Origin of the sequence: Leeuwenhoekiella polynyae, assembly GCF_004104075.1 — a bacterium.
In the GTDB taxonomy this organism is placed as follows: Bacteria; Bacteroidota; Bacteroidia; order Flavobacteriales; family Flavobacteriaceae; genus Leeuwenhoekiella; species Leeuwenhoekiella polynyae.
In genome coordinates this window covers 1-26,067 of the sequence record NZ_QOVK01000014.1, presented here as the reverse complement: position 1 = coordinate 26,067, position 26,067 = coordinate 1, and the positions used below count along the sequence as shown (strand labels likewise).

Sequence of the window (26,067 nt, the reverse complement as noted above, 5' to 3'; positions counted from 1 at the left end):
TTAGCGTTTGATGACTTCTTTTGTAGATTCTCGCTCTACCAGACTGGTATCTATGTAAGCTGTGCTGTACTCCTCTTCTTCATCTTCAGGACGCTCTAATTTGTCTATAAGCATCGCCGCAGCTTTGCGCCCCATTTCTTCTCCGTGTTGACTTACAGCAGTAAGACTAGGCACAGCATGCTCAGATAATTGACCATCAGTAAAACAAACTAAGGAAATATCATCTGGAATCTTCTTCCCTAAACCACTGATTACACGTGATGCGTGAACAGCAAAAAGTTCATTAACCGTAAAAACTCCATCAAGGTCATTTTTAGTAATAAACTCTTCGATGCGCTTTTTAGATTTATCAGAAAGATCATCAATATTGTCTAACTTCAAAATACGCTTATCATCTGGTTCTATACCAAAATCGTCTAAAGCATCTAAATAACCTTCTGTTCTTAAACGACCTACACTTACATAATCTTCACTAGTAATAATACCTATCTTACGACATCCAGAGCGTATCATATGGGTCACCCCCTTCTTTGCTCCTTCTTTATCATCAATAAGTACGCGATCACACTGTATACCATCTACCACACGGTCAAACATCACAACCGGCATACCTTGTTCTATAACTTCATTTAAATGGTGATAATCTTCTTTAAGCATCGTCTCTTTTGATACCGAAAGAATAAAACCATCTGTACTACCATTCGCAAGTAATTCCATATTGAGAACCTCTTTGTCAAAATCATTGTTTGACAAACAGATAATTACATTATAATTTTTCTCTCTTGCCTCATGCTCTATACCCTGTATCACAGTTGTAAAAAAATGGTGAACGATTTGAGGAATGATAACACCTATAGTATTGGTTTTACGATTCTTCAAACTCAGGGCTATATTATTTGGCTTATAATTATAAAGCTTGGCATAAGCCTTTATTTTCTCACGGGTTTCTTCACTAATTTCAGGACTGTCTCGCAAAGCTTTTGATACTGTAGAAATTGATACTCCCAGTTCTTTAGCGATTGATTTTAAGGTCAGCTTTCTTTTCATAATTTGGGAAAAAGAATTAATAATATTAAGTCTATCTATAGACTATTCAACAAACAGTGTTGTGGCAAATTTACACGACTAAATCGATTAAGTTCAATTAAAATGTTTTAAATTTCCGCGGAATTAAAATCTATTTTCTAATTAAAGTCATTTAGTATGAAATACTTATCTTCAATCTTACTAGTCTTTTTGATTATGACCGCTTGTAAAAAAGAAAATACAACTAATGCTACCCCTAAAGATACGGTAGTTGAAGCATATTACGAAAATTTTCGTCCACAATATCATTTTTCTCCGGAAGCACACTGGATGAACGACCCTAATGGACTGGTTTATAATGTCGGAACTTATCATTTATTCTATCAGTTTTATCCTGATTCTACCGTATGGGGACCTATGCATTGGGGACACGCTACGAGTAAAGATTTAAAAAAATGGACCAACGAGCCAGTAGCATTAAAACCAGATAGTTTAGGTTATATATTCTCAGGAAGCGCAGTAGTTGACCATAATAATACGTCAGGCTTTGGTACTTCTCAAAACCCACCTTTAGTTGCGATGTTTACCTATCACGACCCAGTTGGCGCAGCTCAAAAAACAACCAACTACCAGTATCAAGGTATCGCATATAGCTTAGATAATGGGCAGACTTTTACCAAATACGCTAACAACCCTGTTGTACCCAACAGCGATAACCTTGTAGATTTTAGAGACCCTAAAGTTTTCTGGCATGAGGCTTCTCAAAAATGGGTTTTGCTGCTTGTAGGCGGAGATCGTGCGATGATTTATAATTCTGATAATTTAAAAGAATGGACTTACCTCAGCGATTTTGGTCAAAATACTGGTGCCCACGGAGGTGTATGGGAATGTCCAGATCTTTTTCCGCTAACGATTGAGGAAACCGGTGAAACTAAATGGGTTTTGCTTATTAGCATCAATCCGGGTGCTCCTAATGGAGGTTCTGGAACTCAATATTTTATAGGAGAATTTGATGGAAAAACTTTTACAACTTCTCAAACCGAAGAAAAATGGATTGACTTGGGAAGAGATAATTATGCCGGTATCACCTACAATAACCTTCCGGATGAGCAGCGTATTTTTATAGGATGGATGAGCAATTGGGATTATGGCCAAGTTACTCCTACCGAAAAATGGCGCAGTACGATGACGCTTCCGCGGAAGTTAGAACTGCACAAAAACGAAGCTTATTTCTTAACAAATAAACCTATAGAAACACTAACTGAAAATCTTCAAACTGAAAATCTTCAAATTCAGAAAAAAAATGAAATCTACGTGTTTTCTCATCCTGAACTGAATCAATCTAAAATAGCATTTGATCTACCAAAACCACTTAATGATTTCAATATAAAATTAAGCAATACTGATGGCGAGCAACTTTTAATCTCGTACGATTCAGAAAAGCAAGAATATAGCTTAGACCGAAGCAAAAGTGGTGACACAACATTTTCTGACTCGTTTGCTTTACCTGTTATGAAGGCTCCAGCTAATTTTAAAAAGGGAGAATCTGCAGATTTTTCAATTTACATAGATACATCATCTGTCGAGTTTTTTGGAGACGGCGGTGCTAATGCATTGACCGCTCAATTTTTTCCAAGTAAACCCTATACAGAATTTAGCATTGAGACAAAAGACAAACCCACAACTATTACATTAACCCCTATTCCTTCCATCTGGAAAGAAAACTAATCCGAATTAATTCACGTTTATGAAAGCAGTTCAAAAATGGTCAATCACAGTAGCACTTGCAGGCTTTCTGTTTGGTTTTGACACCGTCGTTATTTCAGGAGCAAACCTTCCGGTAAAAGAACTTTGGAATCTTTCTCCATGGTTTCACGGTTTATTCATTATGTCTATGGCATTATGGGGAACCGTTTTAGGTTCATTAACCGGCGGTATCCCCTGTGATAAATTTGGACGTAAAAAAACCTTGTTTTGGATAGGAATTTTATACTTCGTATCAGCTTTAGGCTCTGCACTATCACCAGATCCTTACCTTTTTTCGTTCTTTAGATTTATTGGCGGCGTAGGAGTTGGTGCCTCATCGGTTGCTGCACCTACCTATATTTCAGAAATCACAACAGCTTCTAATCGTGGTAAACTGGTAGCGCTTTATCAATTTAATCTCGTTCTGGGTATTCTTATCGCTTTCTTTTCTAACTATTTATTAGAAGGGTTTCAAGGTGAAAACGATTGGCGCTGGATGGTTGGTGTAGAAGCTATCCCTGCCTTTCTATATACTTTATTAGTACTCACAGTTCCTGAAAGTCCCCGCTGGTTACTCCATAAGAAAAAAGATGAGGAAGCTGCTTTTGAAGTCTTAAATCAAGTTTATGATAAAACTGAAACTCAGCAAAAAATAGATGCTATAAAAACAGAACTGGCTAAAACTTCTGACGACATCAAACTTTTTACCAAGCGGTTTAAAAAACCTCTGGTACTCGCCTTTTTAATCGCATTCTTTAATCAGCTTTCCGGTATAAATTTTATTTTGTATTATGCTCCTGAGATTTTAGTTAAAGCTGGTTTGGCTACAGAAGATTCGCTATTAAACTCTATATCTATAGGTGTTGTAAATCTTATTTTCACCTTTGTAGGCGTTGGTTTAATTGATCGTCTAGGAAGACGCACTCTGATGTATATTGGTTCTTTAGGCTACATCATCAGTCTGGTCACTGTTGCCTGGTGTTTTTATAATGGTTCTAGTCCTGCGGTATTACTCACGTTTATTTTGATTTTTATAGCATCTCACGCTATAGGACAAGGAGCAGTCATCTGGGTATTTATCTCAGAAATATTCCCGAATAAAGTTCGTGCTTACGGTCAGTCATGGGGTACCGGAACCCACTGGGTTTTTGCGGCTTTAATCACTCTTTTAACTCCTGTATTTTTAGATGGTGATAACGGAGTTTTTAAGGATAACCCCTGGCCCATATTTGCATTTTTTGCATTTATGATGTTTTTACAATTGCTATTTACCAAATTTATGATGCCGGAAACTAAAGGTATTTCTCTCGAAGAATTAGAAGAAAAAATCTTAGGGTAATGAAAGATATGTTAAGCGCCATTTCTTATGGCGAGATTTTATGGGATGTTTTTCCTGATGGAAAAGCGCTGGGTGGCGCACCACTCAATTTATGTCTGCGACTAAAAAGTCTGGGGCTTACTGTAAAAATGATTAGTAGATTAGGCTCTGATGCTCTCGCTAAAGATACACAAGCTGCGATTGAAAAGTTTGATCTCGATCAAAGTCTGATACAAGAAGATGATTCCCTAGAGACCGGTCAGGTTATGGTGAGATTAGATTCAAGCGGTAGCGCTTCATACACCATTAAGGAGCCTGTAGCGTGGGACGCAATAGCTTTAACCGAAAACAACCTAAAGGCAGTAAAACAAACCGATCTTTTTATATTTGGATCTTTAGCGGCTCGCGGTGGGACTTCCCGCAATACCTTAAAAGAATTACTTACTGAAGCCAACTATTCAATTTTTGATGTAAATCTGCGTGCGCCTCATTATAAAATGGAACATCTCATTCAGTTTATGAAGCAGGCTGATATGGTTAAAATGAATGATGAAGAACTGGAAGAAATCGCGCAATATCTTGACATCAAAAGTCAAAATGTTTCTGATCAAATTGAAGCAATCAGCAAGCATACAGAAACTAAACTCATTTGTGTAACCTGTGGTGGAGATGGGGCGATCTTATATCAAAACGGGAAGATTTACAAACACCCGGGCTATAAAATCGAGGTTGTTGATACTGTAGGTGCAGGAGATTCTTTTCTTGCCGGTTTGATCTATCAACTATTTATGGTTGAAAACAAGCCTGAAGAATCACTGGCTTTTGCTTGTGCTTTAGGCTCGCTGGTAGCAGGTGAAAAAGGTGCGAATGCAAAAATTTCAAAAGAAAAAATATTAGAAAAAATGGCAGAATAATTATCCTGCCATTTTCTCACATAATGCTATAGTTTCTTCTACATCTGTAAGTGTAGTTCTAGGATTTATCAGACACATACGCAGAACGATCTGTCCGTTCAAAACTGTAGTTACCAGCATCGCTTCTCGCGAATTCACCACACGCTCAGATATTTTAGAGTTGAGTGCATCAAGCTCTTCTTCTGAAAGATTTTGATTAATAGGGTGATATCTGAAATTAATTACCGCGAGCGTTGCCGGTGAAACTACTTCCCACTTGGCACTTTTCCGAAGAATACTTTCTACTTTTTCGCACAAATCAAAATTGTATTGTACCGCCTCTCGAAACGCTTTAAGGCCAAAAGTTTTTACACTCATATAAAATTTAAGCGCTCTAAAACGACGTGTAAGCTGTATCCCATGATCGTAAAAATTGATCTCAGATTTATTTCCTTCTACATCTTTAAGGTACTCCGGGACTTCAGTAAATGTACCACTCAACCACTTGTGATTACGCACTAATAGACAGCCCATTTCATAAGGCTGGTAGAACCACTTATGCGGATCTACAGTAAGTGAATCTGCCTTTTCAACACCCTTTAAAAGCTGCTTTCCATTTTTAGAAAGAATTGCTGCACCACCATACGCTCCATCAATATGGAACCAAAGATCTTCTTTTTTTGCAATCTCAGACAATTCTGTAAGTTGGTCTACAGTTCCGGTATTTGTTGTTCCGGCCGAAGCCAATAAGCAAAAAGGCTTCCACCCTTCTAAACGATCTTTATTAATCGCATTTTTAAGTTTATTGATAGAAAATTTGAACTCCATGTCTGTTGGGATCAGACGTATTTGTTCTTTTCTAAAGCCCATCACACGTATCGCCTTGATGTTTGAAGAATGTGCCTGATCAGAAAGATATATCACCGCCTTAGAAAAATCATCTCCGCATTTTATATTTCGGGCTGTTATTAGTGCCGTAAGGTTTGCCATTGAACCGCCACTGGTAAAGATCCCACCACCTCGCTTTTTAGGAAAACCGTAAAGACTGAGTAACCAGTTTATGGTCACGATCTCTAATTCTGCTGCTGCAGGAGATGCCGCCCACCCCCCAGAAAACACATTAAAACCTGTCGCTAGCGCATCTGCCATGGCGCTGACATAATTACTGGGCCCCGGCACAAAAGAATAAAATTTAGGATGACTCATGATGTTGGTATATGGCATCACTTTTTCCATCACAGTATTAAAAACATCATCTACAGCAGTCGCTTTTTCAGGTACGTTCTCTCTCAGTAACGAGTCCATCTCCGCACGACTTGCCTGAGCTACCGGTTTCTCTTTATGTTGATTGAGGTGATGCGCTACAATAGCATCAACCACTTTGTAGCCATAATCCCGCATTTCTTGCTCAGATAATTCTAAACGTGCTGTTTGTTGTGCTTTCATAAGGTTCTAAATTTTCTGCAAAATTAAGGCTTTAAGAAGCGCCCAAAAACTTTTAAGCAACAAGATTTAAGTATCCAAAATCTTGCTCAAAAATTATCTAAAGTTTAAGATTTTAAATCTAGTCTCTATTCAAGTTGGCGTAACTTTGCGCTGAAATTTCAATACGCTGAATTTGAAAGAATCACTTTCTAAAATAATGACTTTAAATACATTATTTCGTTCTGCTTTTGTTCTAAGCTTAATTGGAGTTTTTGCATTCATTCTTGATTTTGGTTATGAGCAGTCTGAAGATATTCAGCTGTTTTTAAATGCCTATTACCTTATCGTATTATTTATAGGTATTGCCACAACACTTATCAGGTATTTTATTCAGTCTAAAAAGTTAAGCACACAGGTTATTTTCTTTGATGCTGCCAGTATTTTGCTCATTCTCTATATTATAGGAATTCATTTTTTTGGACACGAAGCGCACGAAAAGCTGGGTTTTTTATACAATGACAAATGGTTGAAGGCAGCCATTATTCTCACCTTTATACGTGAATTTGCAGAGCGAAGACTTAGCTATAAAAAAAGTCATCTAAACCCTGCTCAACTTTTTATTGCCAGTTTTATAGGTATCATATTGTTTGGTGCATTTTTATTAACGCTACCTAATGCCACTTACGATGGAATTTCCTTTTTAGATGCGCTATTTACTTCAACAAGCGCCGTATGTGTAACCGGTCTAATTGTGGTTGATACCGGCAGTTATTTTACACCTTTGGGTCAAAACATCATCATCTTTTTAATACAGTTAGGCGGATTGGGGATTCTTACCTTCGCCAGTTATTTTAGTTATTTTTTTAAAGGTGTTTCCTCTTTTGAGAATCAGGTGGTGCTGAGTGATATGAATAATTCACAAAAAATAGGCGAAGTATTTTCTACCCTAAAACGCATTCTGGTCATCACCTTTTCTATTGAAGCTATTGGCGCACTTATTATCTTTTTTAGCCTGAAATTAAAAGATATCCCAGAGTTTACAGATCGTGCGTTTTTTGCGGTATTTCATTCTATTTCTGCATTTTGTAATGCGGGATTTTCAACGCTCTCAAACGGAATCTACGACATCAACTTTAGATATAATTACGCACTTCAGCTTACCCTAATAGGTCTATTTGTATTTGGAGGCTTAGGTTTTCCTATTGTCATCAATGTTATTAAATATTTGAAATACAAAGTCATAACCCCTTTAAAAAACAGAGATCGCAGTATCGTTTACAAACCCTGGGTTTTGAGCTTAAGCAGTAGAATAACCCTGATCACAACAAGTGCCTTGACTGTTCTAGGTACACTCGTTTTTTATATCAATGAATACCACAATACTTTAGAAGAGCATGATGGGTTTGGTAAATTTGTCACAGCCTTTTTTGGTGCAACAACTCCCAGAACAGCCGGCTTCAATACGCTTGATATGAACCAGCTGCACTTTTCAACCATTATGCTAATCTTTTTACTTATGTGGGTTGGAGCTTCACCGGCATCTACTGGTGGAGGAATAAAAACCAGCACTTTTGCTATTGCAACCTTAAATTTTTTAAGTCTTGCAAAAGGAAAAGAACGCATAGAAATTTACCGCAGAGAAATTGCTGACATTTCAGTGAGACGTGCTTTTGCAATTATCTCTTTATCATTAGTAGTTATCGGTTTTGCTGTTATCGCAATAACTTCCTTTGACCCTGATAAAACCCTACTCAGTATTGCTTTTGAATGTTTTTCAGCATACAGTACTGTAGGATTGAGTCTGGGTATTACCTCAAGTCTTTCCGCAGCAAGTAAAGGAGTTTTGATTTTAGTAATGTTTATAGGAAGGGTAAGTATGCTGACTATTATGATTGCTATATTTAGAAAAATCAAACACAAAGCATACCGCTATCCCACAGAAGAAATTTTGATCAATTAAAAGAATTTAGAAGATGAAATATATCATTATAGGCTTAGGAAGTTTTGGTGCATCTCTTGCTGAAAAATTAACAGCTCAGGGAAATGAAGTTATTGGGATTGATATCAAAATGCCTCGTGTAGATGCATTAAAAGAAAAAATAACGCATACCATTTGTCTAGATGCCACCGATGAATCTACAGTTAGCGGGCTTCCGCTAAAAGATACTGATATTGTAATTGTTGCCATTGGCGAAAACCAGGGGACCAACGTTATGGTAACAGCGCTCTTTAAAAACTTACAGGTTAAAAAACTCATCAGCCGTGCAGTTAATACCTTGCACGAAAATGTCTTGAATGCTATTGGCGTTGACGAGATCGTGCACCCTGAACAAGAGAGTGCAGAACGCTGGGCAAAACGTCTTTGCATGCGCGGTGTTGTTGATTCATTTGAATTGAATGATTACTTCAGTATTGTAGAAGTAAAACTTCCTGTGCGTTATGCAAATAAAACAGTAGAGGAAGTTCAGTTTAGAGAGCGTTATAATTTATTAGTCTTAACAACCTTAAAAAACGCTCAAGTTGAAACCAATATAGGTAAGAAGAAAACAATAATAGATGTACAAAGTGTCGCCACGCCCAAGCTTTTACTCGAACAAGGCGACATCTTAGTTCTTTATGGTTCTAATAAAGACATTAGAAAATTCATAAACTCTTAGTCTAAAATAGTGTAACTGCGACTTCAATTGCGCCATATTCCTGTTCAGGATTCCACATTGCAGTTGCTGCAAAAGGCAAAGTGAACTTTTTAAGCACCCTTACTTCTTTAGTATAAATAAGTCCCAAATTGGTTACATTAGGATGATCTCCATAAAAGTGCGCCTCATTTTCAAATGAAAAAGCACCTCCTACAAAAGCACTCAGCGACCAATCCTTTTTTTGAATCAAGCCATAATTCGCTTCTACATAATTAGAAAAAGCATTACGCAATTTTTCGGAGTTGGTTATATAAGTATCTCTACCCTGTACTATTGTACTCCACGATAATTTAAGCGGAATGGGCTTGAACTGATATCCCAATGTCACATCAACAAAATGTGAAGTTGTACTGCGATCGTAATCAAAAATCTCTGCATCTGGAAAATCACTCGAGTTATTGATATCCCAAACTGCCAATGAAAAGCCGTTTGTACTATATGAAGCATAATAATCAAACTCGGTATAATAACCGGTTACACCAGCACCACCCCAAAGACCGGCTTTAAATTTTCCGTCTCGTGAGGTATAATTGAGATCTACATCAACAACCGGAGCATCAGTTACACGTAAGCCTTTCCACAAGTGCATCGTCTTTACTTTTAAATTAAAGTCGAAAGGCTGGTATTTTGAAGAAGTTGAATCTACGATTTCAAGATTTGATGAGCGTAAGTCTCCCTGTGCCTGTAGTTGCTGAAGTGCAAAAATACACACCAGCACTAAGGCCGATTTAAATAATTTCATAAATAGTTTAGCTGAAAATTAGTTTAAGGTGAGATAAAGAAGTGCTGCGAGAACTGCACCAATAACAGGACCTACTACTGGAATCCAGGCATAACTCCATCCGCTATTTATTTTTCCTTTTATAGGCAATAATGCGTGAACAATGCGCGGTCCTAAATCCCTTGCAGGATTGATAGCATAACCGGTGGTTCCGCCCAGAGAAAGCCCTATTCCCCAGACTACAAATGCAACCGGAATTGCACCTATAGATCCTAAACCAACTTTTGTACCGGTTCCGTCAACAATTTCTGCTCCTGAAAAATAGAATACACAAAAGATCAATACAAAGGTTCCCAGAATCTCACTTATGATATTTCTAAAATTATTGGGAATGGCCGGGTCTGTACAAAATACTGCACGCTTGAGCCCACCGTCTTCTGTAGCATCAAAATGATCTTTATACATCAGATATACTAATGATGAACCGATCATTGCTCCTAAAAATTCTGCCGCGAGGTATGTAGGCACATCTGCCCAAGGAAATAAACCACCAACTGCGAGACCTATGGTAACCGCCGGATTGAGATGTGCTCCGCTATAAGGTCCCGCAACAACTACACCTACAAATACTGCAAGCCCCCAAGCCGTTGTGATGGTCATCCACCCACCACCGTGACCTTTAGTTCCTTTTAAAATATCGTTTGCGACTATACCTCCTCCTAAAAGGATTAACAGTCCTGTTCCTATTACTTCTGCTATAAATGGTGTCATTCTATACGTCTTAAAGTTTTGTCCAATGTTCTAAGGCTTTAACAGCACGATACCACCCTTTGATACCCGCTTCAACATCTGCTCTGGGTTTTTTGGGTTCAAAACGTTTATCTTCTTGCCACATCTCTTGAATCTCTTCTTTACTTTCCCAGAAACCTACAGCCAGACCTGCAAGATATGCGGCTCCTAAAGCTGTCGTTTCGGTGATTTTTGGTCTAACGGTAATAGAATTCAACACATCTGCCTGAAACTGCATAAGTGTTTCATTTACCGAAGCTCCACCATCTACACGTAATTCTTTGATCTCAATACCAGAATCTGCCTGCATAGATTTTAAAATATCCATAGTTTGGTAAGCAATCGCTTCAATAGAAGCTCTGGCTATGTGCGCATCTGTAGTTCCTCGGGTAACACCAAAAATGGTTCCTTTTGCTTTTTGATTCCAATACGGTGCGCCAAGACCGGCAAATGCAGGAATAAAATAAACACCATCTGTAGATTCTACAGACTCTGCAAGCGGCTCCACATCTTCAGATTTAGCAATAATACCAAGTCCATCTCGTAACCATTGCACCACAGCACCACCAATAAAAATACTTCCTTCTAGAGCATATTCGGTTTTTCCATTTATTCTCCAGGCTACAGTGGTTAGCAGATTATTTTTAGAAATAATGGGTTTATCCCCAATATTCATCAACATAAAACAACCTGTTCCGTAAGTGTTTTTTACCATTCCTTTTTTAGTGCACATCTGTCCAAAAAGAGCTGCCATCTGGTCTCCTGCAATACCGGCAATAGGAATTTTAGAAGCAAATACTGTAGTTTTTGTGTGACCATAAACTTCACTAGAATCTTTTACATCTGGCAGCATACTTTCTGGAATTCCAAAAAGTTCTAAAAGCTCTGGATCCCAATCCATCGTATTTATGTTATACAAAAGCGTTCTACACGCATTAGTTACATCGGTTACATGCAAATCGCCTTTTGTAAATTTCCAGATCAACCATGTATCTATAGTTCCTAAGATAAGATCACCTGCTTCTGCTTTTTCACGAGCACCTTCAACATTATCTAAAATCCATTTTACTTTAGTCCCTGAGAAATACGAATCAATAACAAGTCCTGTTTTCTCCTGAATCATTTTTGCCTGACCGCTCTCTTTCAGCTCTTCACAATAATCAGCAGTCCGCTTGTCTTGCCATACAATCGCATTGTAAACAGGCTCACCAGTATTTCTATCCCAAACCACAACGGTTTCCCGTTGATTTGTAATCCCAATACCTGCAATGTTTTTCCCATTCAAACCTTTAGAAACAGTTGCTTCTGCAGCTACACCTGCTTGGGTAGACCAGATTTCCTGTGGATCATGCTCAACCCAACCCGGCTTGGGAAAATATTGTTGAAATTCTTTCTGTGCTATAGAAACAATACTACCTTTCTTGTCGAAAACGATTGCGCGAGAACTTGTTGTCCCTTGATCCAGAGCTAAAATAAACTGGTCCATTATATATAAGTTTTAAGGTTAAACTCCTCAATACTATCATTGAGGAGCGATGATATTTGTATTAATATTAGGCGATAACTGTATTGCTATCTATGCAATAATGATTTGCCAACTTTGTAAACTCTTCTATTTGATTAAGCTTCCAGCCCTCATCTCTATGGAGTTCGCCTGCAATTAGTGAAGCAACTTCTGCGGTCATATCACGGGCAGCAGCAGCATCTAGAAAGAGTGCTCTTACCCGTCTAGCCAAAACATCTTCTACAGTACGTGCCATCTCATATCGTACCGCCCAGATTACTTCGGCTTTTAAAAATGGAAGTCTGGGGTGTAATTTTTCACCTAAAGAAAGATCTTCATCAACCAATTTAGTAATCCCTTTCTGATCGGTTCCATAAATATACATATGGTTTTCTCTGTTTTCAGTAGGCATGGCTCCGTGAATCTCTAAATGCTCTGTCTGGCATTTTTTCTTCGGTAGCTTTTTAAGCGAAATTGCTTTATTTATGGTATCCTGAGCCATACGTCTATAGGTCGTCCATTTACCACCGGTAATGGTAATCAAACCGGTTTCTGAAACAATAACTTTATGACTTCGGGATATTTCTTTTGTTTTTTCGGAAGAATCTTTGGGCGCAGCAAGTGGGCGCAACCCAGCAAAAATACTTCTCACATCGGCTCGCGTAACTTTCTTTTCAATGTAATTATTGAAGGTTTTCAAAATAAATTCAATCTCCTGTTCCTGAGCCTGAGGCTCCAGACTGTGGTCATCAAGATTAGTATCTGTAGTACCCACCAAAACTTTATCGTGCCACGGCACAGCAAACAATACGCGACCATCATCTGTTTTTGGGATCATTATCGCATCGTCACCGGGCAAAAAGCTTTTATCAAAAACCAAGTGTACACCCTGACTAGGCACAACCGACTTCTTAGCTTCCGCATTTTCCATACGTAAGATCTCATCTGTAAACACGCCTGTAGCATTAATTACCAGATCACTAGAAAATGTATAGCTTTCGTTGGTTTCGATATCTATCGCTTCTACACCTATAATTTGCTTCTGATCATCTTGTAACAAATCTGTTACTTTAAAATGATTGAGCAATGTTGCACCGTTTTCAATACAAGTCTGCGCGATGTTTGTAGCTAAACGAGAGTCATCAAACTGACCATCCCTATAAACCACACCGCCGTAAAGTCCTTTTTGACGCAAGGTTGAAAGACGCTCAACTGTTTTTGTTTTATTGATGTGTTTTGATTTTCCTAAGCTCAGTTTACCGGCAAGAAAATCATAAGCCTTAAGACCTATTGTATAATAAATGCCTTCCCACCAGCGATAATTAGGAATCACAAAATTTTGATTCTTTACCAAATGCGGCGCATTTTTAGCCAAAAGACCACGTTCGTAAAGAGCTTCTTTAACCAAGTCTATATTACCCTGTGCTAAATAACGCACTCCACCATGAACAAGTTTTGTACTTCTGCTCGAAGTTCCTTTTGCATAGTCTACCTGCTCTAGTAGTAATGTTTTATAACCTCTGGTTACGCTATCTAACGCAACACCAAGTCCTGTAGCCCCACCACCTATCACGATCACATCCCACTTTTTGACTTGTGGCAGTTCACTTATAATATGCTCCCGACTGAAAATATTCTGCTTCATTTGGTTTTTAAAAATTACTAATTACACACAAATATATAAATAATGAAACAAAACGATTATTTTCGAAAGTTAAAATTTCGTTTAAATAAAATAACGATCAAAACCGAAATCAAAAGAAACTAGTTTTCATTTGATTTTCTACACCTTATATTTGTAACTCCCTACAAAATGAATTAAGTATTCTATATGGAAAGACATCAACAGATTCTAGAGCAACTAAAAGAAGAAAAACACATCAAGGTAGCAACCCTTTGTGAACGACTTGATGTATCTGCAGTAACCATTAGAAAAGACCTCAAACTACTAGAAGACAAAGGATTACTTTTCAGAACACACGGTGGTGCTTCTCTAGAAAATCCATATATGAATGAGCGTGACGTGGTTGAGAAAGCAAATATTTCTGCTGCAGAAAAATCATTAATCGCCGAAGCTGCAGCTGATCGGATTCAGGAAAATGATTCTATAATTATTGCCAGTGGAACCACCGTTCAACAATTAGGTCGCGCGATAAAACCGAAAGGAAAACTAAACGTAATTACATCTTCTCTACTAGTTGCGATAGAATTGATCAAACATAAAGATATAGATATCATTCAGCTAGGCGGAAATATACGCCATCGCTCAGGATCTGTAACTGGTCATTATGCTGAACATATTTTAAATCATATTTCTTCGCATCAGTTTTTTATGGGTGTAGACGGGATTGACCTTGATTACGGGTGCACCACTACCAATATAGAAGAAGCGATTCTCAATAAAAAAATGATGGATGCCGCCCAGAAAACCATTCTCCTGGCAGACTCTTCAAAGTTTGGCAAACGCAGTCTAGCTAAAATCTGCGAACTGGATGAAATTAGCGAAATCATCACTGATAAAGAGCTATCTGCATCAGATGCAGAACGCATTCGCGAAATGGGAATAAAACTCACCTTGGTTTAATTCTTGAAACTCAACTTGAGGTATTTAATTTTTGTACGATTATGAGTATATGTGAGGTGCACAAAACCCTTAGAATCTTGTATAATCGCAGGATAGCTAAACTCGCCTTCCGGCTCGTCTTCAAGTTTTAAAACATCTTCCCAGTTCTCGCCATCTGTACTATAAGCTAAATTCAATTTATTGCGCCCGTCTGACCAATCTGCTCCAGATTCAGCCGGATTGTATACTAAAAGAAAATTTTCGTTAGCTAGCGTAACTGCATCAATCCCACTGTTTGGATTGAGCATTTTTCCTTTTTTAGCTTCAGACCAGGTTTTACCATTATCCGTACTTACACTTTCTAAAACATAATTTTGATCGCTGCGTAAAAGTGCTTTTAGATTTCCGTCAGGAAGTTTGATTAAAGTAGGCTGAATCACTTTAACTGAACCTGCTGAAGGAATAGCAACGCGCTCCCAAGTATATCCCCCGTCGCTAGAAAGCTCAATGTGCGACTTCCAGATTGCTCCATCTTCAGATTCTATACTAGACGGACTCACAATCACACCTGATTTTAATTGAATGGGTTTATTTTTTATAGGACCTAAAATGCTGTCCGGAAATTGTTTTGGTAAAGACCAAGTTTTACCATCATCTAAAGACACCTTAAACTTTCCCCACCAGGTTGATGGTGAGGGGCCTTCTTTGTAATAAAGCAATAAATCATTTTCCGTATTTTTAAATAAAACAGGATTCCACGTTGGGTAAGTCAAGGTATCATTTGCCGTTTGACCATCTGCTATTTTTAAAGGTTTTGACCAGCCTGTATCAGTTTTTGTACTTTGATAAATACTTACATCAGGATGCCGCTCGTATTCCCCACCAAACCAGGCAGCAAGAATATCTCCATTTGCGGCTTCAACCAGAGTCGAAGCATGGCATTGTTTAAAAGGAGCTTTTTCAAAAATAGAACTATCAACTAAAACATCAACCTGAGGTATTTGTCCGTAGGCACAGAAACCAAAAAGACTTATAAATACTAAAAAACTCCTGAACATGTATTTTTACTTTAATTCGCCTACAATGCGACTCCCGTGATAGAATTTGGCTCCCAATTGTGCATGAAGTTCCTGCAGGTTAAACTGGGTAATTTTACCTGCGGGCATAACCTCAACTTGATCTCCAGCCAATTCCATCATAGTTTTCAAGGTTTCTGACCCGTCAAAAGCATTAGACCTGCCTCCTGAAGTAAGCACTGTATCTATGCCTTTAATTTTTAAGAGCTGTTTTAAAGCCTCTAAAGGTTCTGGCGTGGCATCAATGGCTTTATGAACGACCACGCTTAATGGTTTTGCAACCTTGGTCAATTGCTCAAGAGCTTCCAGATTCAAGGTGGAGTCAGGATTTAACACTCCAAAAACCACTCCTTCAACACCCAGTTTTTTACAAAACTCTATGCCTTTTTGCATATGCTCCAGTTCGTCTTCGTTATATTTAAAATCTCCGTTACGCGGTCTGATCATCACCCGAACCGGAATCTTCACCTGCTCTATAACTTTTTTGATCAGGTCGGGCGCAGGGGTTAGTCCGTCAAAAGCCAGGTATGCGCAGAGCTCCAGACGGTCTGCTCCTTTAGCTTCGGCAGCAAGTGCCTGATCAAGCGTTTCTACGCAAGCTTCTTTCAAATAAGGTGTTGACATAAGTGAATATTAATTTTTAGATTTCGGAATAACTAAAGTTTCCGAAGTAATACTGCCTTTTAATTCAGAGCCATCAAAAAGACCAGCCTTCACATTGGTGCCGGCCTTAAGCTTTAGTGGTTTTTCGTAAACCGGTGAAGCTACTGTTGGCGTGCTCCCATCAAGCGTATAGCGTACGGTTCCCTCCCACTGCGGATGTAATACAACCTCAAAATCTTTAACTTTTTCATCATATTTCGCACGGATTTCCACATTATAAATTGTGTTTGCAAAATGGATATCCTGCAGCTCATAGCGTTTTAATTGTTGAGGAATACGCTTTTGAAAACTTTCCCAGTCTTTATGATCTTCCCCGCTCCAAACCACTTCAGCCAAAGCACTAATACGTGGAAAGACCATATACTCCCTGCTGTCTGAAGTAGGCAAATACTCGGTCCACACATTGGCTTGTGCGCCCATAATGTACTTAGCTTCGTCAGCAGATAATGTATCGGGTGTAGGTTTATACGAATACACTTTCTCTAAAGGAAGATATCCTCCAATATTTAGAGGTTCCTGATCCGGGTCTCCCTGCCCGTGATCAAAATACAGATGCGAACCCGGTGACATCACTACATAATGCGCATCTTTTGCGGCTGCAATTCCGCCTTCTTCCCCGCGCCAGGACATTACCGCTGCGTTAGGAGCCAGACCGCCTTCTAAAATTTCGTCCCAACCAATGATTTGACGGCCTTTTGAATTCAGGAATTTCTCAATATGGGTTATGAAATAACTCTGCAACTCGTGCTCGTCTTTCAGTCCCAGAGAATCTATTTTAAACTGAATACGCTCAGAGGCTTCCCATTGATCTTTTGGTGCTTCATCGCCCCCAATGTGAATGTATTTAGAAGGAAAAATATCAAGTACTTCAACCAAAACATCCTCCAGAAAATCAAAAGTGCTTTCTTCTACATTAAAAATATCAGGAAATACACCCCAGGTCGTTGCAGGCCTAACTTCATTATCGGTATTACCCAGCTCTGGGTAAGCTGCTACGGCAGCCGTAGAATGCCCGGGCATTTCAATCTCCGGTATAACTGTGATGTAGCGATCTTTAGCATAATCAACGATTTCCCGGGCCTCCTCCTGAGTATAATATCCGCCATAGCGTTTACCATCGTATTTGCTGGTTCCGTAATGCCCCACTAAGGTAGAATCACGATAAGCACCCACTTCGGTAAGCAGTGGATATTTTTTAATCTGCAAGCGCCAGCCCTGATCTTCGGTAAGATGCCAGTGAAAAGTATTCAGCTTATGCGCTGCCATCTGATCCAAATATTTTTTTATGAAATCAATGGAGCTGATATGCCTGCCGGCGTCTAAATGCAACCCACGCCATTTATACGCAGGAATATCAGTAATACTGACCGCAGGAACGCTCCAATCAACAGCCCGAACCACCTCGTTTTCTACCACTTCCGGCGGAAGCAACTGGTACAGGGTCTGCACCGCGTAAAAGAGTCCGGCAGGCTTATTTGCATGGATTAAAATATGATCTGGAGTGACCTCAAGTTGATAGCCTTCTGCGCCCAATTCGGCATCAGGCATAAGGTGAAAAACTACGGCATTCTGCTGATCCTCAAATTCAGCCAATGGCATTACCGGAAGCAGCATCCCAGTTACCGTTCGCAGTTGCCGCTGAAAACCTTCGGCAATATCTGTGACTTCAACTTGCGTGGGATTTGCATACAACACGGTATATTGATCGATCACAAACTCCCCTTCTCCCAGTTCATATTCCGTAGGAATGGGAATTACCGAAAGTTCTCCTTTTTGAGCGCTAAGTTTTCCGCAAAGAGAAAACAAAACAAGCACCAGGCTTAATCTTAAAATAACCGAATGTTTCATATGTTATAGTTTTAAATCTTCAAGAACAGGTTTTTTAACCCCAGAGAGCTCCGTGACCTGCTTCTCGTTAAGTTGTTCAAATACAACTATTTTATTGTTTTCTTTAAGCCAGCATCCCGGCACATACAACGTTTGCTGTGGTCCCACTTGCCAATATCGTCCCAGATTGTGACCGTTGACAAAAACGATTCCTTTACCTAAATCACTCACATCAAGAAATGTATCGCCCAAATTATCCAACTCAAAATTACCGGAATAGATAACTGGTCTACCGGTCTTTATCGTTTCAGATTTGAGATCCTGAGGTACTTCTACAAATGGAGCTTTGTACATCTCCCAACCACCGGTAATTTCATAATCGTTGATCGTAACAGGTTTGATGATTCCTTTGAGGTTGTTTACGATTTCTGAACCGTAATTGATACGCCCCATATTTTCTACCAAAATTTCCAGACTTCCATTGAATGGAATTTTGATAGGCATCTCATACGTGTTGAAAACCCGGTTGAGTACCCCTGCTTTTTTTCCGTTTACATAAACCGTTGCAAAATCCCGCAAACCCGGAACTTTTAATGTTCCGTTGATGGGTTGCGTAAAACGTTTTTTATACAAAACATATCCATAGCCTTGCTCCAATTCTTCAAAAGTAAGCGGGCTATCACTAGTTACCGGGTTTTGTTTTTTGATGTAGGATAAGGCATCAGTTTTTTTAGACAAGCTGATATTAGAGATTTCAATAACAGGAATTTGCTCGGGCACCTCGGGAATATCGTAAGGAACATAGTGTTGCATCAAAGCTCTTATAGAATCGTATTTAGGCGTTACCCAACCTGCTTCAGAAATTGGCGCATCATAATCGTAGCTGGTAATATCTGGCTGAATGTCGTGCTCCTCGTTATAATTGGCTCCTGATGTAAATCCAAAATTGGTTCCTCCGTGTGCCATATACAAGTTGAAGTTTATACCCTTTTCAAGGTATACTTCGGTTTGCTTTGCAATGTCTGCAGCACTGATTTTCACAAAGGGTTCTGCCCAGTGATCTAACCAACCGGGATAAAACTCAGCCACCATATAGGGGCCTTCGTTGTTGTGGTAGGCATCAACGGCTTTTTTGAGATTGGCGACATTGCCCTCCCCATTTGCTGTGGGCAAAACCCCCTCAAGACTACCACCTTCAAAAAGCCACGTACCGTCTGACGTAAAAAAAGGAGCCTGAAACCCGGCTTCTTTCAGCATTTTATAAATCTTATTTTTATAGGCTTTATGTTCTTCTGCAGGAATATCTTCACGCTGGGCTACATAAGATCCAAATTCGTTCTCCACCTGCGTCATAATGATATTCCCTCCATTATTAACATGAAGCGGAACTACTTCTTCTGCCAATCTGTTGATGTACTCCCGGCAAGCTTCCAGAAAGGCTTCATTATTTTCACGTATTTTCAGCCCTTCAATATTCTGAAGAAACCATGGATAACCACCAAATTCCCACTCCCCACACGCGTAAGGACCCGGACGCAAGATGACAAACATGCCTTCTTCCTGCGCCATTTTAATAAACTCAGTAATGTTTTTATTTCCGGTTTTAAAATCCCAGATGCCGGGAGCCGTATTGTGGTAATTCCAAAATACATAAGTAGCAATGGTATTGAGTCCCATAGCCTTCATCATCTGTATGCGATGTCGCCAGTATGCTTTAGGAATACGCTCATAATGCATCTCTCCAGAATAGATAGGGATCGGCTTCCCTTTATAAACAAAAGAGCCATTTTCTATTTTAAAAGCAGCGTCAGTTTGTGCAATTAAACCATTAAAAAAAAACAGGATTATTATGAATACGATTCCCTTTTTAAACATAAGATTGGATTTTAATAAACTTCTATAGTAGAAATTAGTGGGCAAGCCAGTGACTCAGTAATGTCTACTTTCAATTTTGAGGTTTCAACACCGTTTAATTTTAAAATTCTTTTATGACCGATTGTTGTTTGACTTTGCACTTCTTTCCATTTTCCATCTTCCCAAACCGAAACCGTAAATGCGGCAATCCGCTGACCCAATTTTATGTATTCCTGAAGTACCAGATAATTCAATTTTTGGGGCGCTTCCCAAGTCAGTTCAATGCTTCCGGTAGTAACGCCATCGTCAGTAGCCCAGTAGGTCTCTGCATCGCCGTCTAACACTTTCGCGGCATCAAAAGTCTCCATCTTACCCCGATAACTTCTTGCAGTGGCTGTTGCTTTTTCTGCAAGATTTGTTGCAAAAACACTGTCTAATATCTTACGAAAGCCTTGCAGGGCAGCCACATCATTCTCATGAAACAAGCCGCGACGATCTGGCGGAATATTGAGCAGCAAGGTTGAACCACGACCTACTGAAGTTAAATACAATTCAAATAAATTTTCTGGCGTACGTACCAGCGAATCTTCTGAAGCGTGATAAAACCATCCCGGGCGAATGGAAGTATTCACTTCTGCAGGAACCCAGTTTTTACCATCTGGCGAACCGTTTTGCAGGATGTCACCAATGTCAGACTTACCGGCATACAGCGTATCGGTGCTAATGGTATTCCAGTGGGTCTCCCCGCCTATTCCACGCTCATTGCCTACCCATCGTAAATCGGGGCCTGCATCACTAAAAAACAAAACCTGGGGCTGAATTTCTTTGGCCATAGCTATCGTCTTGGGCCAGTTGTAATAGGTTTCCCGGTCTATTTTTCGTTCTTCGTTAGCCCCGCCGTAATAGCCGTCACCGCCATTAGCGCCGTCAAACCACATTTCAAAAATCGGCCCATAGCCCGTAAATAATTCGGTAACCTGATCTCGGTAATAATCTACATACGAGGGCTCGCCATAGTCCGCACGATTGCGATCCCAGGGAGAAAGATATACGCCAAATTCAAGTCCATATTTTTTAGCCGATTGAGAAACTTCTTTAACCAGATCTCCTTTTCCGTCTTTATACGGACTCGCAGCAATATCGTGATCGGTATATTCTGAAGGCCAAAGCGCAAAACCATCGTGGTGTTTTGCAGTCAAAATCGCCCCGCTAAAACCGGCATCTTTTAGGGTTGACATCCACTGGTCGGTATCAAGGTTTGTGGGATTAAAAAGCTCTGGTGACTCATCACCATACCCCCATTCTTTATCGGTAAATGTGTTTATGGTAAAATGAATAAATGCATTCATTTCCATATCATACCACGCGAGTTGTTCTTCTGACGGTATAGGACCATAAGGTTCTGGTGCTTCACTGTTTGAAGAATCACAACTCGTAAGTACCAATGCAAATATTACCGAAAAGCCTGTATAGAATTTATTCATAATTACTTTTATTCTGATTTGTATGAAAATGCCAAAGCTGCTTTTGCTTCTTTACGAATAGCAGCAGGAATAGTTATGGTAACTTTATTTCCGCTGATCCTGTATTTTAACGTTTTTCCGCTACTCACTTCTTTAAGTCTGCTTCCTTTCTTGGGCAAGTTTCCTTCCCAAAAAATAGTTTTTGGAGTATCAGTATCTTCTTCTAGTAAGGTTATTGCAAAAGTGTTTTTATCATTAGACGTAAAATAAGTCGCTTCGCTATGGTAATTATCAATAGCATGTGTACCATAAATAGCTTCAGAATTAAGGTCTAACCACTCACCTATTTCATCAAGAATAGGTAAGGCGTCAGGTGGCATAAAACCGTCAGGTTGCGGGCCAACACCTAAAAGCATATTTCCGCCTTTGGCAACCACTTCAACCAGGCTATGAATCACTTTAGCCGAAGTTTTAAAGTTATCATTAGGCACATACCCCCAATTGTTACCCAATGTCATGTTGGTTTCCCAAGGGTGATCTAATTTAGTTTCAGGGATTGAACGCTCTGGAGTCTGGTAGTTTTCATAGGGCCCGTGAACAGTCCGGTCTGCAAAGATGATTCCCGGTTGGGCTTCACGCGCCATTTTTGCGATACGCGGCATATCTATTTCCTGACTAAACTCTGGAATAGGGGCTCCCCACGCACGCACTTCATCGGTTACCGTTTCACGTGGACGTACCCAGCCACCGTCTAACCAAAGAATATCAATAGCACCATAATCGTGCATCAACTCACTGATCTGATTAAACGTGAAATCCTGAAAGTTTTTCCATTTCTCTGGGTACTTTCTTATGTCGTAATTCACATTGCGATCTGGAGTAGCATATTTATCCCACCAGAAATCTTGCGAATGCCAGTCTGGTTTAGAATAGTAAGCGCCGATCATAAAATCTTTCTTTCTAAATGACTCAAATACATGTTTGGCCACATTGGCTTTTGGATGATTTTTAAAAGGTCCGTTGGTGATTTTATAGTCGCTTTGCTGGGTGTCAAACATATTAAAGCCGTCATGATGCTTGGTGGTAAAAACCACATACTTCATCCCTGCAGATTCTGCTGCATCTGCCCACTGATCCGGGTCAAAATTGACAGGATTAAAGACCGAACTCAAATTCCAGTACCATTTTTTATAGTCGTTATACGAGATGCCTTCGGGACGCTCTAACCAAGATTCAGAACAAATCTGCCAGGATTCTATAATTCCGGGAACCGCATAAACACCCCAATGTATCAACATGCCAAATTTTTGCTCGCCCCAAACTGCAAGTTTTTCTTGTACTTGTTTATCTGCAGGTGCCTGATAAATCTTTGATTGCTCGTGCAAATTACCTCCTTGAGCTAAAAGACTAGTACTGCAGGTTAGGGAAACCAGCAGCATAGCCAAAACATAAAAAAACTTAGGGTATGAAAGGAATCGCATAATTTATTTTGTTTGAGTTGTGAGTAAAATAGCTTCAGTCAATTCAAAGCTGTCTGTAAGTCTTATATCTTTTGAGGAAGCCCCCAGTTGTACTTCAAATTCTCCTGCTTCTGCCACCTGTTTCATTTCTGCATTATACAGTGCTAAATCTTCAGGCCTAATCTTAAAAGTTAGTTTTTTACTTTCGTCTTGGGCTAAATGAATCCGTTTAAAACCGTGCAATTGCTTTACCGGAGTGACCACACTGCTTATAACATCACGCAGATACAACTGCACCACTTCGTCCCCGGCCTGAGCTCCTGTATTTTTTACACTTACCGAAACTTCTATAAGCTTGTCTGTATCAGTTCCACTTTGGGAAATTTTTAAATCTGAATAGTCAAATGTAGTATAGCTCAACCCGTAACCAAAAGCATAGAGCGGACTTGCCGACTCCTCTACATAATCGCGGCATTTGGGCCACCAGTGGTTGTAATAAACCGGCGTTTGACCTACCGATCTCGGAATGGAGATGGGCAAACGACCCGCCGGATTATACTCACCAATTAAGACGTCTGCCAGCGCATGTCCACCCTGAGAACCGGGATACCACGCGTCTAGGATTGCAGGAATGTGTTTGGCAGGCCAGTTGATTAATAAAGGTCTGCCGGTAATCAACACTAACACGGTTGGGGTACCGGTTGCGGCCACAGCCTGAAGCAGTTCGAGCTGTTTGCCCATCAGGTCAAGAGTTGCGCGGTCGTAGCCTTCCCCGCTTTCCATATCGCTTAAAATGTTGTCATCTTTAGTAGAAACCGTCGCGGCACCGGTCTCCAGATATTCGGTTTTAAAGTCCCGGGCACTGGAGCCTCCCAGCACGACAATCGCAACTTCAGCCTCCTGAGCGGCCACAACCGCTGCCGGAATATCGGTTTGAGTGGTATCGCGAATTGCGGTTCCTTTTGCATAGGTAATTTGCGCATTGGGCCATTTTGCCCGTATGCCTTCAAGCGGCGTAATGATGTATTCGGGATTCTGCGGTGCCGTATAATCACCCAGCTGGTTATACATCGTATCGGCATTGGGACCGATTACCGCAATTTTTTTGAGGTTCTTTGAGAGCGGAAGCAAACCTCCCTCATTTTTAAGAAGGGTAATACCTTCAAGAGCTACTTCTTTCGCCACAGCGATGTGCTGCTCGCTGCGAACCACTTTAGCAGGCTTCTCTTCATCTACATATGGATTTTCAAAAAGACCCATTTCAAACTTCAACCGAAGGACTTTTTTAACTGCTTCGTCAAGTCGGGCTTCAGAGATGTCACCCGCTTTAAACGCTGCCAATAATGCATCGTCAAAACCATTACCTCCAAGATCTACATCAACCCCGGCGTTCATCGCTATGGCAGCAGCAGCTTCAAGTGTTGCTGCCGCGTGATGATCATTTTTAATACCCTCTATACTCCCGAGGTCCGAAACCACAAAACCCGTAAAACCCCATTGCTCCCGAAGCAAACCGGTAAGCAATTTTTTATTTGCTGTACTTGGAATCCCATCTACCGAACTGTAAGCCGTCATCACCGAAAAAGCTCCGGCATCAATCGCTTTTTTAAATGGGTACATATAGTCCTGCATCAATTCGCGTTGGCCAATATGAACCGCCCCTCCATTATGACCACCTTCAGAAACCCCGTAGGCCGCAAAATGCTTTAAAGTTGAAATAACCTGTTCTGGATTGTTTATCCCATTACCCTGAAAACCTTTTATAAGACCCAATCCCATTTCTGAAATCAAATACGGGTCTTCCCCAAAGGTCTCTTCAACCCGGGACCAGCGCGGTTCACGAGCCAGGTCTAGTATAGGACCATACCCAATATGCGCACCCTGAGCTCTTAATTCGGTTGCGATAACGCTTCCCATTTTTTCGATGAGTTGCGGGTTAAACGTACTAGCCTGAGCGATGGCAGCAGGGAATTCGGTTGTACCAATGGCCATATGGCCGTGCATGGCTTCTTCGGCTAAAAACAAGGGAATACCCAGGCGACTTTCTTCAACCGCAATTTTCTGAATCGCATTAGTAGCCTCCGCCGCAAGCATCGGATTAAGACCGGTTTGCAAAGTTTTTTGTGTCCAAGGATCGGCGCGCAAGGTACCCCAGAGGGCTCCAATTTTCTGAGTAGCGATAGCGGTTTTTAGCGTTTCACTAGCTTCTATACCATTTTTAGTTTTGGTATACATAGGCCAACCCAATAAGGTAGAGAGCTGCCCTACTTTTTCTTCCGTAGTCATGCGATCAATAAGATCATTAACGCGTTGTTCTAGCGGAAGTTTTGAGTTTTTATACACGGCATTCGCCGGAATTTTATCTTGAGCGAAAAGTTGAGCCACCGAAACAAGCACAGCAACAGTGGCAATCAACTTTTTCAAATAAATAGAATACATAGGACTTTTGTAGTTTATGCTGAGCTGCATTATCAATAATTCATACTAATTGTCAGAATAACGATAATACGCTCTTTAAAACTAAGAGAACATTAAAGGTATCTGAAAAATAATCGCTGAATAACCGCAGAGCGTAGCTTAATAACGCTGAATATTAAGATTTTTTCAATAAAATAATGGACTGGTTAATTTTGAGATTTGGAACTCGTCAAGCCTTGAAATATTCAATACACTCTAGTTTCTGTAAAGCTTGAAAGTAAACTATCTCGGAGCAAGCTCACGGGGCATACGTTAAAAACAAATTTTCAATTTCACGACAAGCCTCGGGGTATGAAACCTATTGGCGGTGTCAATAAATACAAAAAGGGTGCTTGTACAAGCACCCTTTTCACCAGAAACAATTTAAAAAAACTCAAAAAACTCTCGTTTTAATGCGCTGCCATAGTTTCACCAGAACTACAGTTGCAATCAGCGTGAGTAGCGTTAGGATGCCGGCCTTGGTATAATAACCATAGATCCAGTATCCGGTGCTGAACAGTGCACCATATATTGTAACACAACCTACAAGGGTAGCCAATATTCCTGCCGGTACAGACCATTTTTG

Annotated in this window: 19 protein-coding genes and 1 pseudogene; 6 read left to right on the top strand and 14 right to left on the bottom strand. The window is 40.0% G+C overall.

Annotated elements, in window-relative coordinates:
- Entirely contained in the window at window positions 1-1,047 is a 1,047-nt protein-coding gene (locus DSM02_RS13785) for a LacI family DNA-binding transcriptional regulator (protein ID WP_128766205.1), read from the bottom strand.
- Window positions 1,048-1,203: 156 nt separating this feature from the next.
- Between DSM02_RS13785 and DSM02_RS13780 the strand changes: the two genes are divergently transcribed.
- From DSM02_RS13780 to DSM02_RS13770, 3 genes are read left to right on the top strand one after another with little or no spacing between them, the layout of a single operon-like run.
- On the top strand, window positions 1,204-2,754 hold the full coding sequence (locus DSM02_RS13780; RefSeq protein WP_240674063.1) for a glycoside hydrolase family 32 protein: 1,551 nt from the start codon (window positions 1,204-1,206) through the stop codon (window positions 2,752-2,754).
- A gap of 19 nt (window positions 2,755-2,773) precedes the next feature.
- Window positions 2,774-4,111 (top strand): sugar porter family MFS transporter, encoded by a 1,338-nt coding sequence (locus tag DSM02_RS13775; protein ID WP_128766204.1) that lies wholly within the window; start codon window positions 2,774-2,776, stop codon window positions 4,109-4,111.
- A complete protein-coding gene (locus tag DSM02_RS13770) occupies window positions 4,111-5,004 on the top strand; it encodes a carbohydrate kinase family protein (protein WP_128766203.1) in 894 nt (297 codons plus the stop codon). Before DSM02_RS13775 ends, DSM02_RS13770 begins: the two co-directional genes overlap by 1 nt.
- On the opposite strand, the gene DSM02_RS13765 is transcribed toward DSM02_RS13770, so the two are convergent.
- Window positions 5,005-6,429, bottom strand: a complete 1,425-nt coding sequence (locus DSM02_RS13765) for a pyridoxal phosphate-dependent decarboxylase family protein (protein WP_128766202.1) — start codon at window positions 6,427-6,429, stop codon at window positions 5,005-5,007. It abuts the gene before it with no gap.
- 196 nt (window positions 6,430-6,625) lie between these two features.
- On the opposite strand from DSM02_RS13765, the gene DSM02_RS13760 reads away from it, so the two are divergent.
- Window positions 6,626-8,368: a TrkH family potassium uptake protein gene (locus DSM02_RS13760; protein WP_128766258.1), complete on the top strand. Its 1,743-nt coding sequence runs from the start codon at window positions 6,626-6,628 to the stop codon at window positions 8,366-8,368.
- 13 nt (window positions 8,369-8,381) lie between these two features.
- Entirely contained in the window at window positions 8,382-9,065 is a 684-nt protein-coding gene (locus DSM02_RS13755) for a potassium channel family protein (RefSeq protein ID WP_128766201.1), read from the top strand.
- A 1-nt stretch (window position 9,066) separates the two neighbouring features.
- On the opposite strand, the gene DSM02_RS13750 is transcribed toward DSM02_RS13755, so the two are convergent.
- From DSM02_RS13750 to DSM02_RS13735, 4 genes are all read right to left on the bottom strand, one after another.
- The gene (locus tag DSM02_RS13750) at window positions 9,067-9,846 is read right to left on the bottom strand and encodes a hypothetical protein (RefSeq protein WP_128766200.1); all 780 of its coding nucleotides are present in this window, start codon (window positions 9,844-9,846) and stop codon (window positions 9,067-9,069) included.
- Between the two features lie 18 nt (window positions 9,847-9,864).
- Complete coding sequence (locus DSM02_RS13745) at window positions 9,865-10,596, bottom strand: MIP/aquaporin family protein (RefSeq protein ID WP_128766199.1); 732 nt, start codon at window positions 10,594-10,596, stop codon at window positions 9,865-9,867.
- A gap of 10 nt (window positions 10,597-10,606) precedes the next feature.
- Window positions 10,607-12,100, bottom strand: a complete 1,494-nt coding sequence (gene glpK, locus DSM02_RS13740) for a glycerol kinase GlpK (RefSeq protein ID WP_128766198.1) — start codon at window positions 12,098-12,100, stop codon at window positions 10,607-10,609.
- Window positions 12,101-12,167: 67 nt separating this feature from the next.
- Window positions 12,168-13,763 carry a glycerol-3-phosphate dehydrogenase/oxidase gene (locus DSM02_RS13735; protein WP_128766197.1) on the bottom strand — a complete coding sequence of 532 codons (1,596 nt, stop codon included), beginning with the start codon at window positions 13,761-13,763 and terminating at the stop codon, window positions 12,168-12,170.
- 186 nt (window positions 13,764-13,949) lie between these two features.
- Here DSM02_RS13735 and DSM02_RS13730 point away from each other — a divergent pair, with 186 nt between their 5' ends.
- Window positions 13,950-14,702: a DeoR/GlpR family DNA-binding transcription regulator gene (locus DSM02_RS13730; RefSeq protein WP_128766196.1), complete on the top strand. Its 753-nt coding sequence runs from the start codon at window positions 13,950-13,952 to the stop codon at window positions 14,700-14,702.
- On the opposite strand, the gene DSM02_RS13725 is transcribed toward DSM02_RS13730, so the two are convergent.
- The 8 genes and pseudogenes from DSM02_RS13725 to DSM02_RS13690 all read right to left on the bottom strand — a co-directional run.
- Window positions 14,699-15,739: a sialidase family protein gene (locus DSM02_RS13725; protein WP_128766195.1), complete on the bottom strand. Its 1,041-nt coding sequence runs from the start codon at window positions 15,737-15,739 to the stop codon at window positions 14,699-14,701. The two genes, DSM02_RS13730 and DSM02_RS13725, sit on opposite strands and share 4 nt — an antisense overlap.
- 6 nt (window positions 15,740-15,745) lie before the next feature.
- Entirely contained in the window at window positions 15,746-16,381 is a 636-nt protein-coding gene (locus tag DSM02_RS13720; RefSeq protein ID WP_128766194.1) for a copper homeostasis protein CutC, read from the bottom strand.
- A gap of 9 nt (window positions 16,382-16,390) precedes the next feature.
- The gene (locus DSM02_RS13715) at window positions 16,391-18,268 is read right to left on the bottom strand and encodes a beta-N-acetylhexosaminidase (protein WP_128766193.1); all 1,878 of its coding nucleotides are present in this window, start codon (window positions 18,266-18,268) and stop codon (window positions 16,391-16,393) included.
- A 3-nt stretch (window positions 18,269-18,271) separates the two neighbouring features.
- A complete protein-coding gene (locus DSM02_RS13710) occupies window positions 18,272-20,122 on the bottom strand; it encodes a beta-galactosidase (protein ID WP_128766192.1) in 1,851 nt (616 codons plus the stop codon).
- Window positions 20,123-20,133: 11 nt separating this feature from the next.
- On the bottom strand, window positions 20,134-21,585 hold the full coding sequence (locus DSM02_RS13705) for an alpha-L-fucosidase (RefSeq protein ID WP_128766191.1): 1,452 nt from the start codon (window positions 21,583-21,585) through the stop codon (window positions 20,134-20,136).
- An 8-nt stretch (window positions 21,586-21,593) separates the two neighbouring features.
- Window positions 21,594-23,045, bottom strand: a complete 1,452-nt coding sequence (locus tag DSM02_RS13700) for an alpha-L-fucosidase (protein WP_128766190.1) — start codon at window positions 23,043-23,045, stop codon at window positions 21,594-21,596.
- A gap of 3 nt (window positions 23,046-23,048) precedes the next feature.
- Window positions 23,049-25,463 (bottom strand): glycoside hydrolase family 3 N-terminal domain-containing protein, encoded by a 2,415-nt coding sequence (locus tag DSM02_RS13695; RefSeq protein WP_128766189.1) that lies wholly within the window; start codon window positions 25,461-25,463, stop codon window positions 23,049-23,051.
- Between the two features lie 412 nt (window positions 25,464-25,875).
- A pseudogene (locus DSM02_RS13690) lies at window positions 25,876-26,067 on the bottom strand (Na+:solute symporter); the annotation flags it as partial.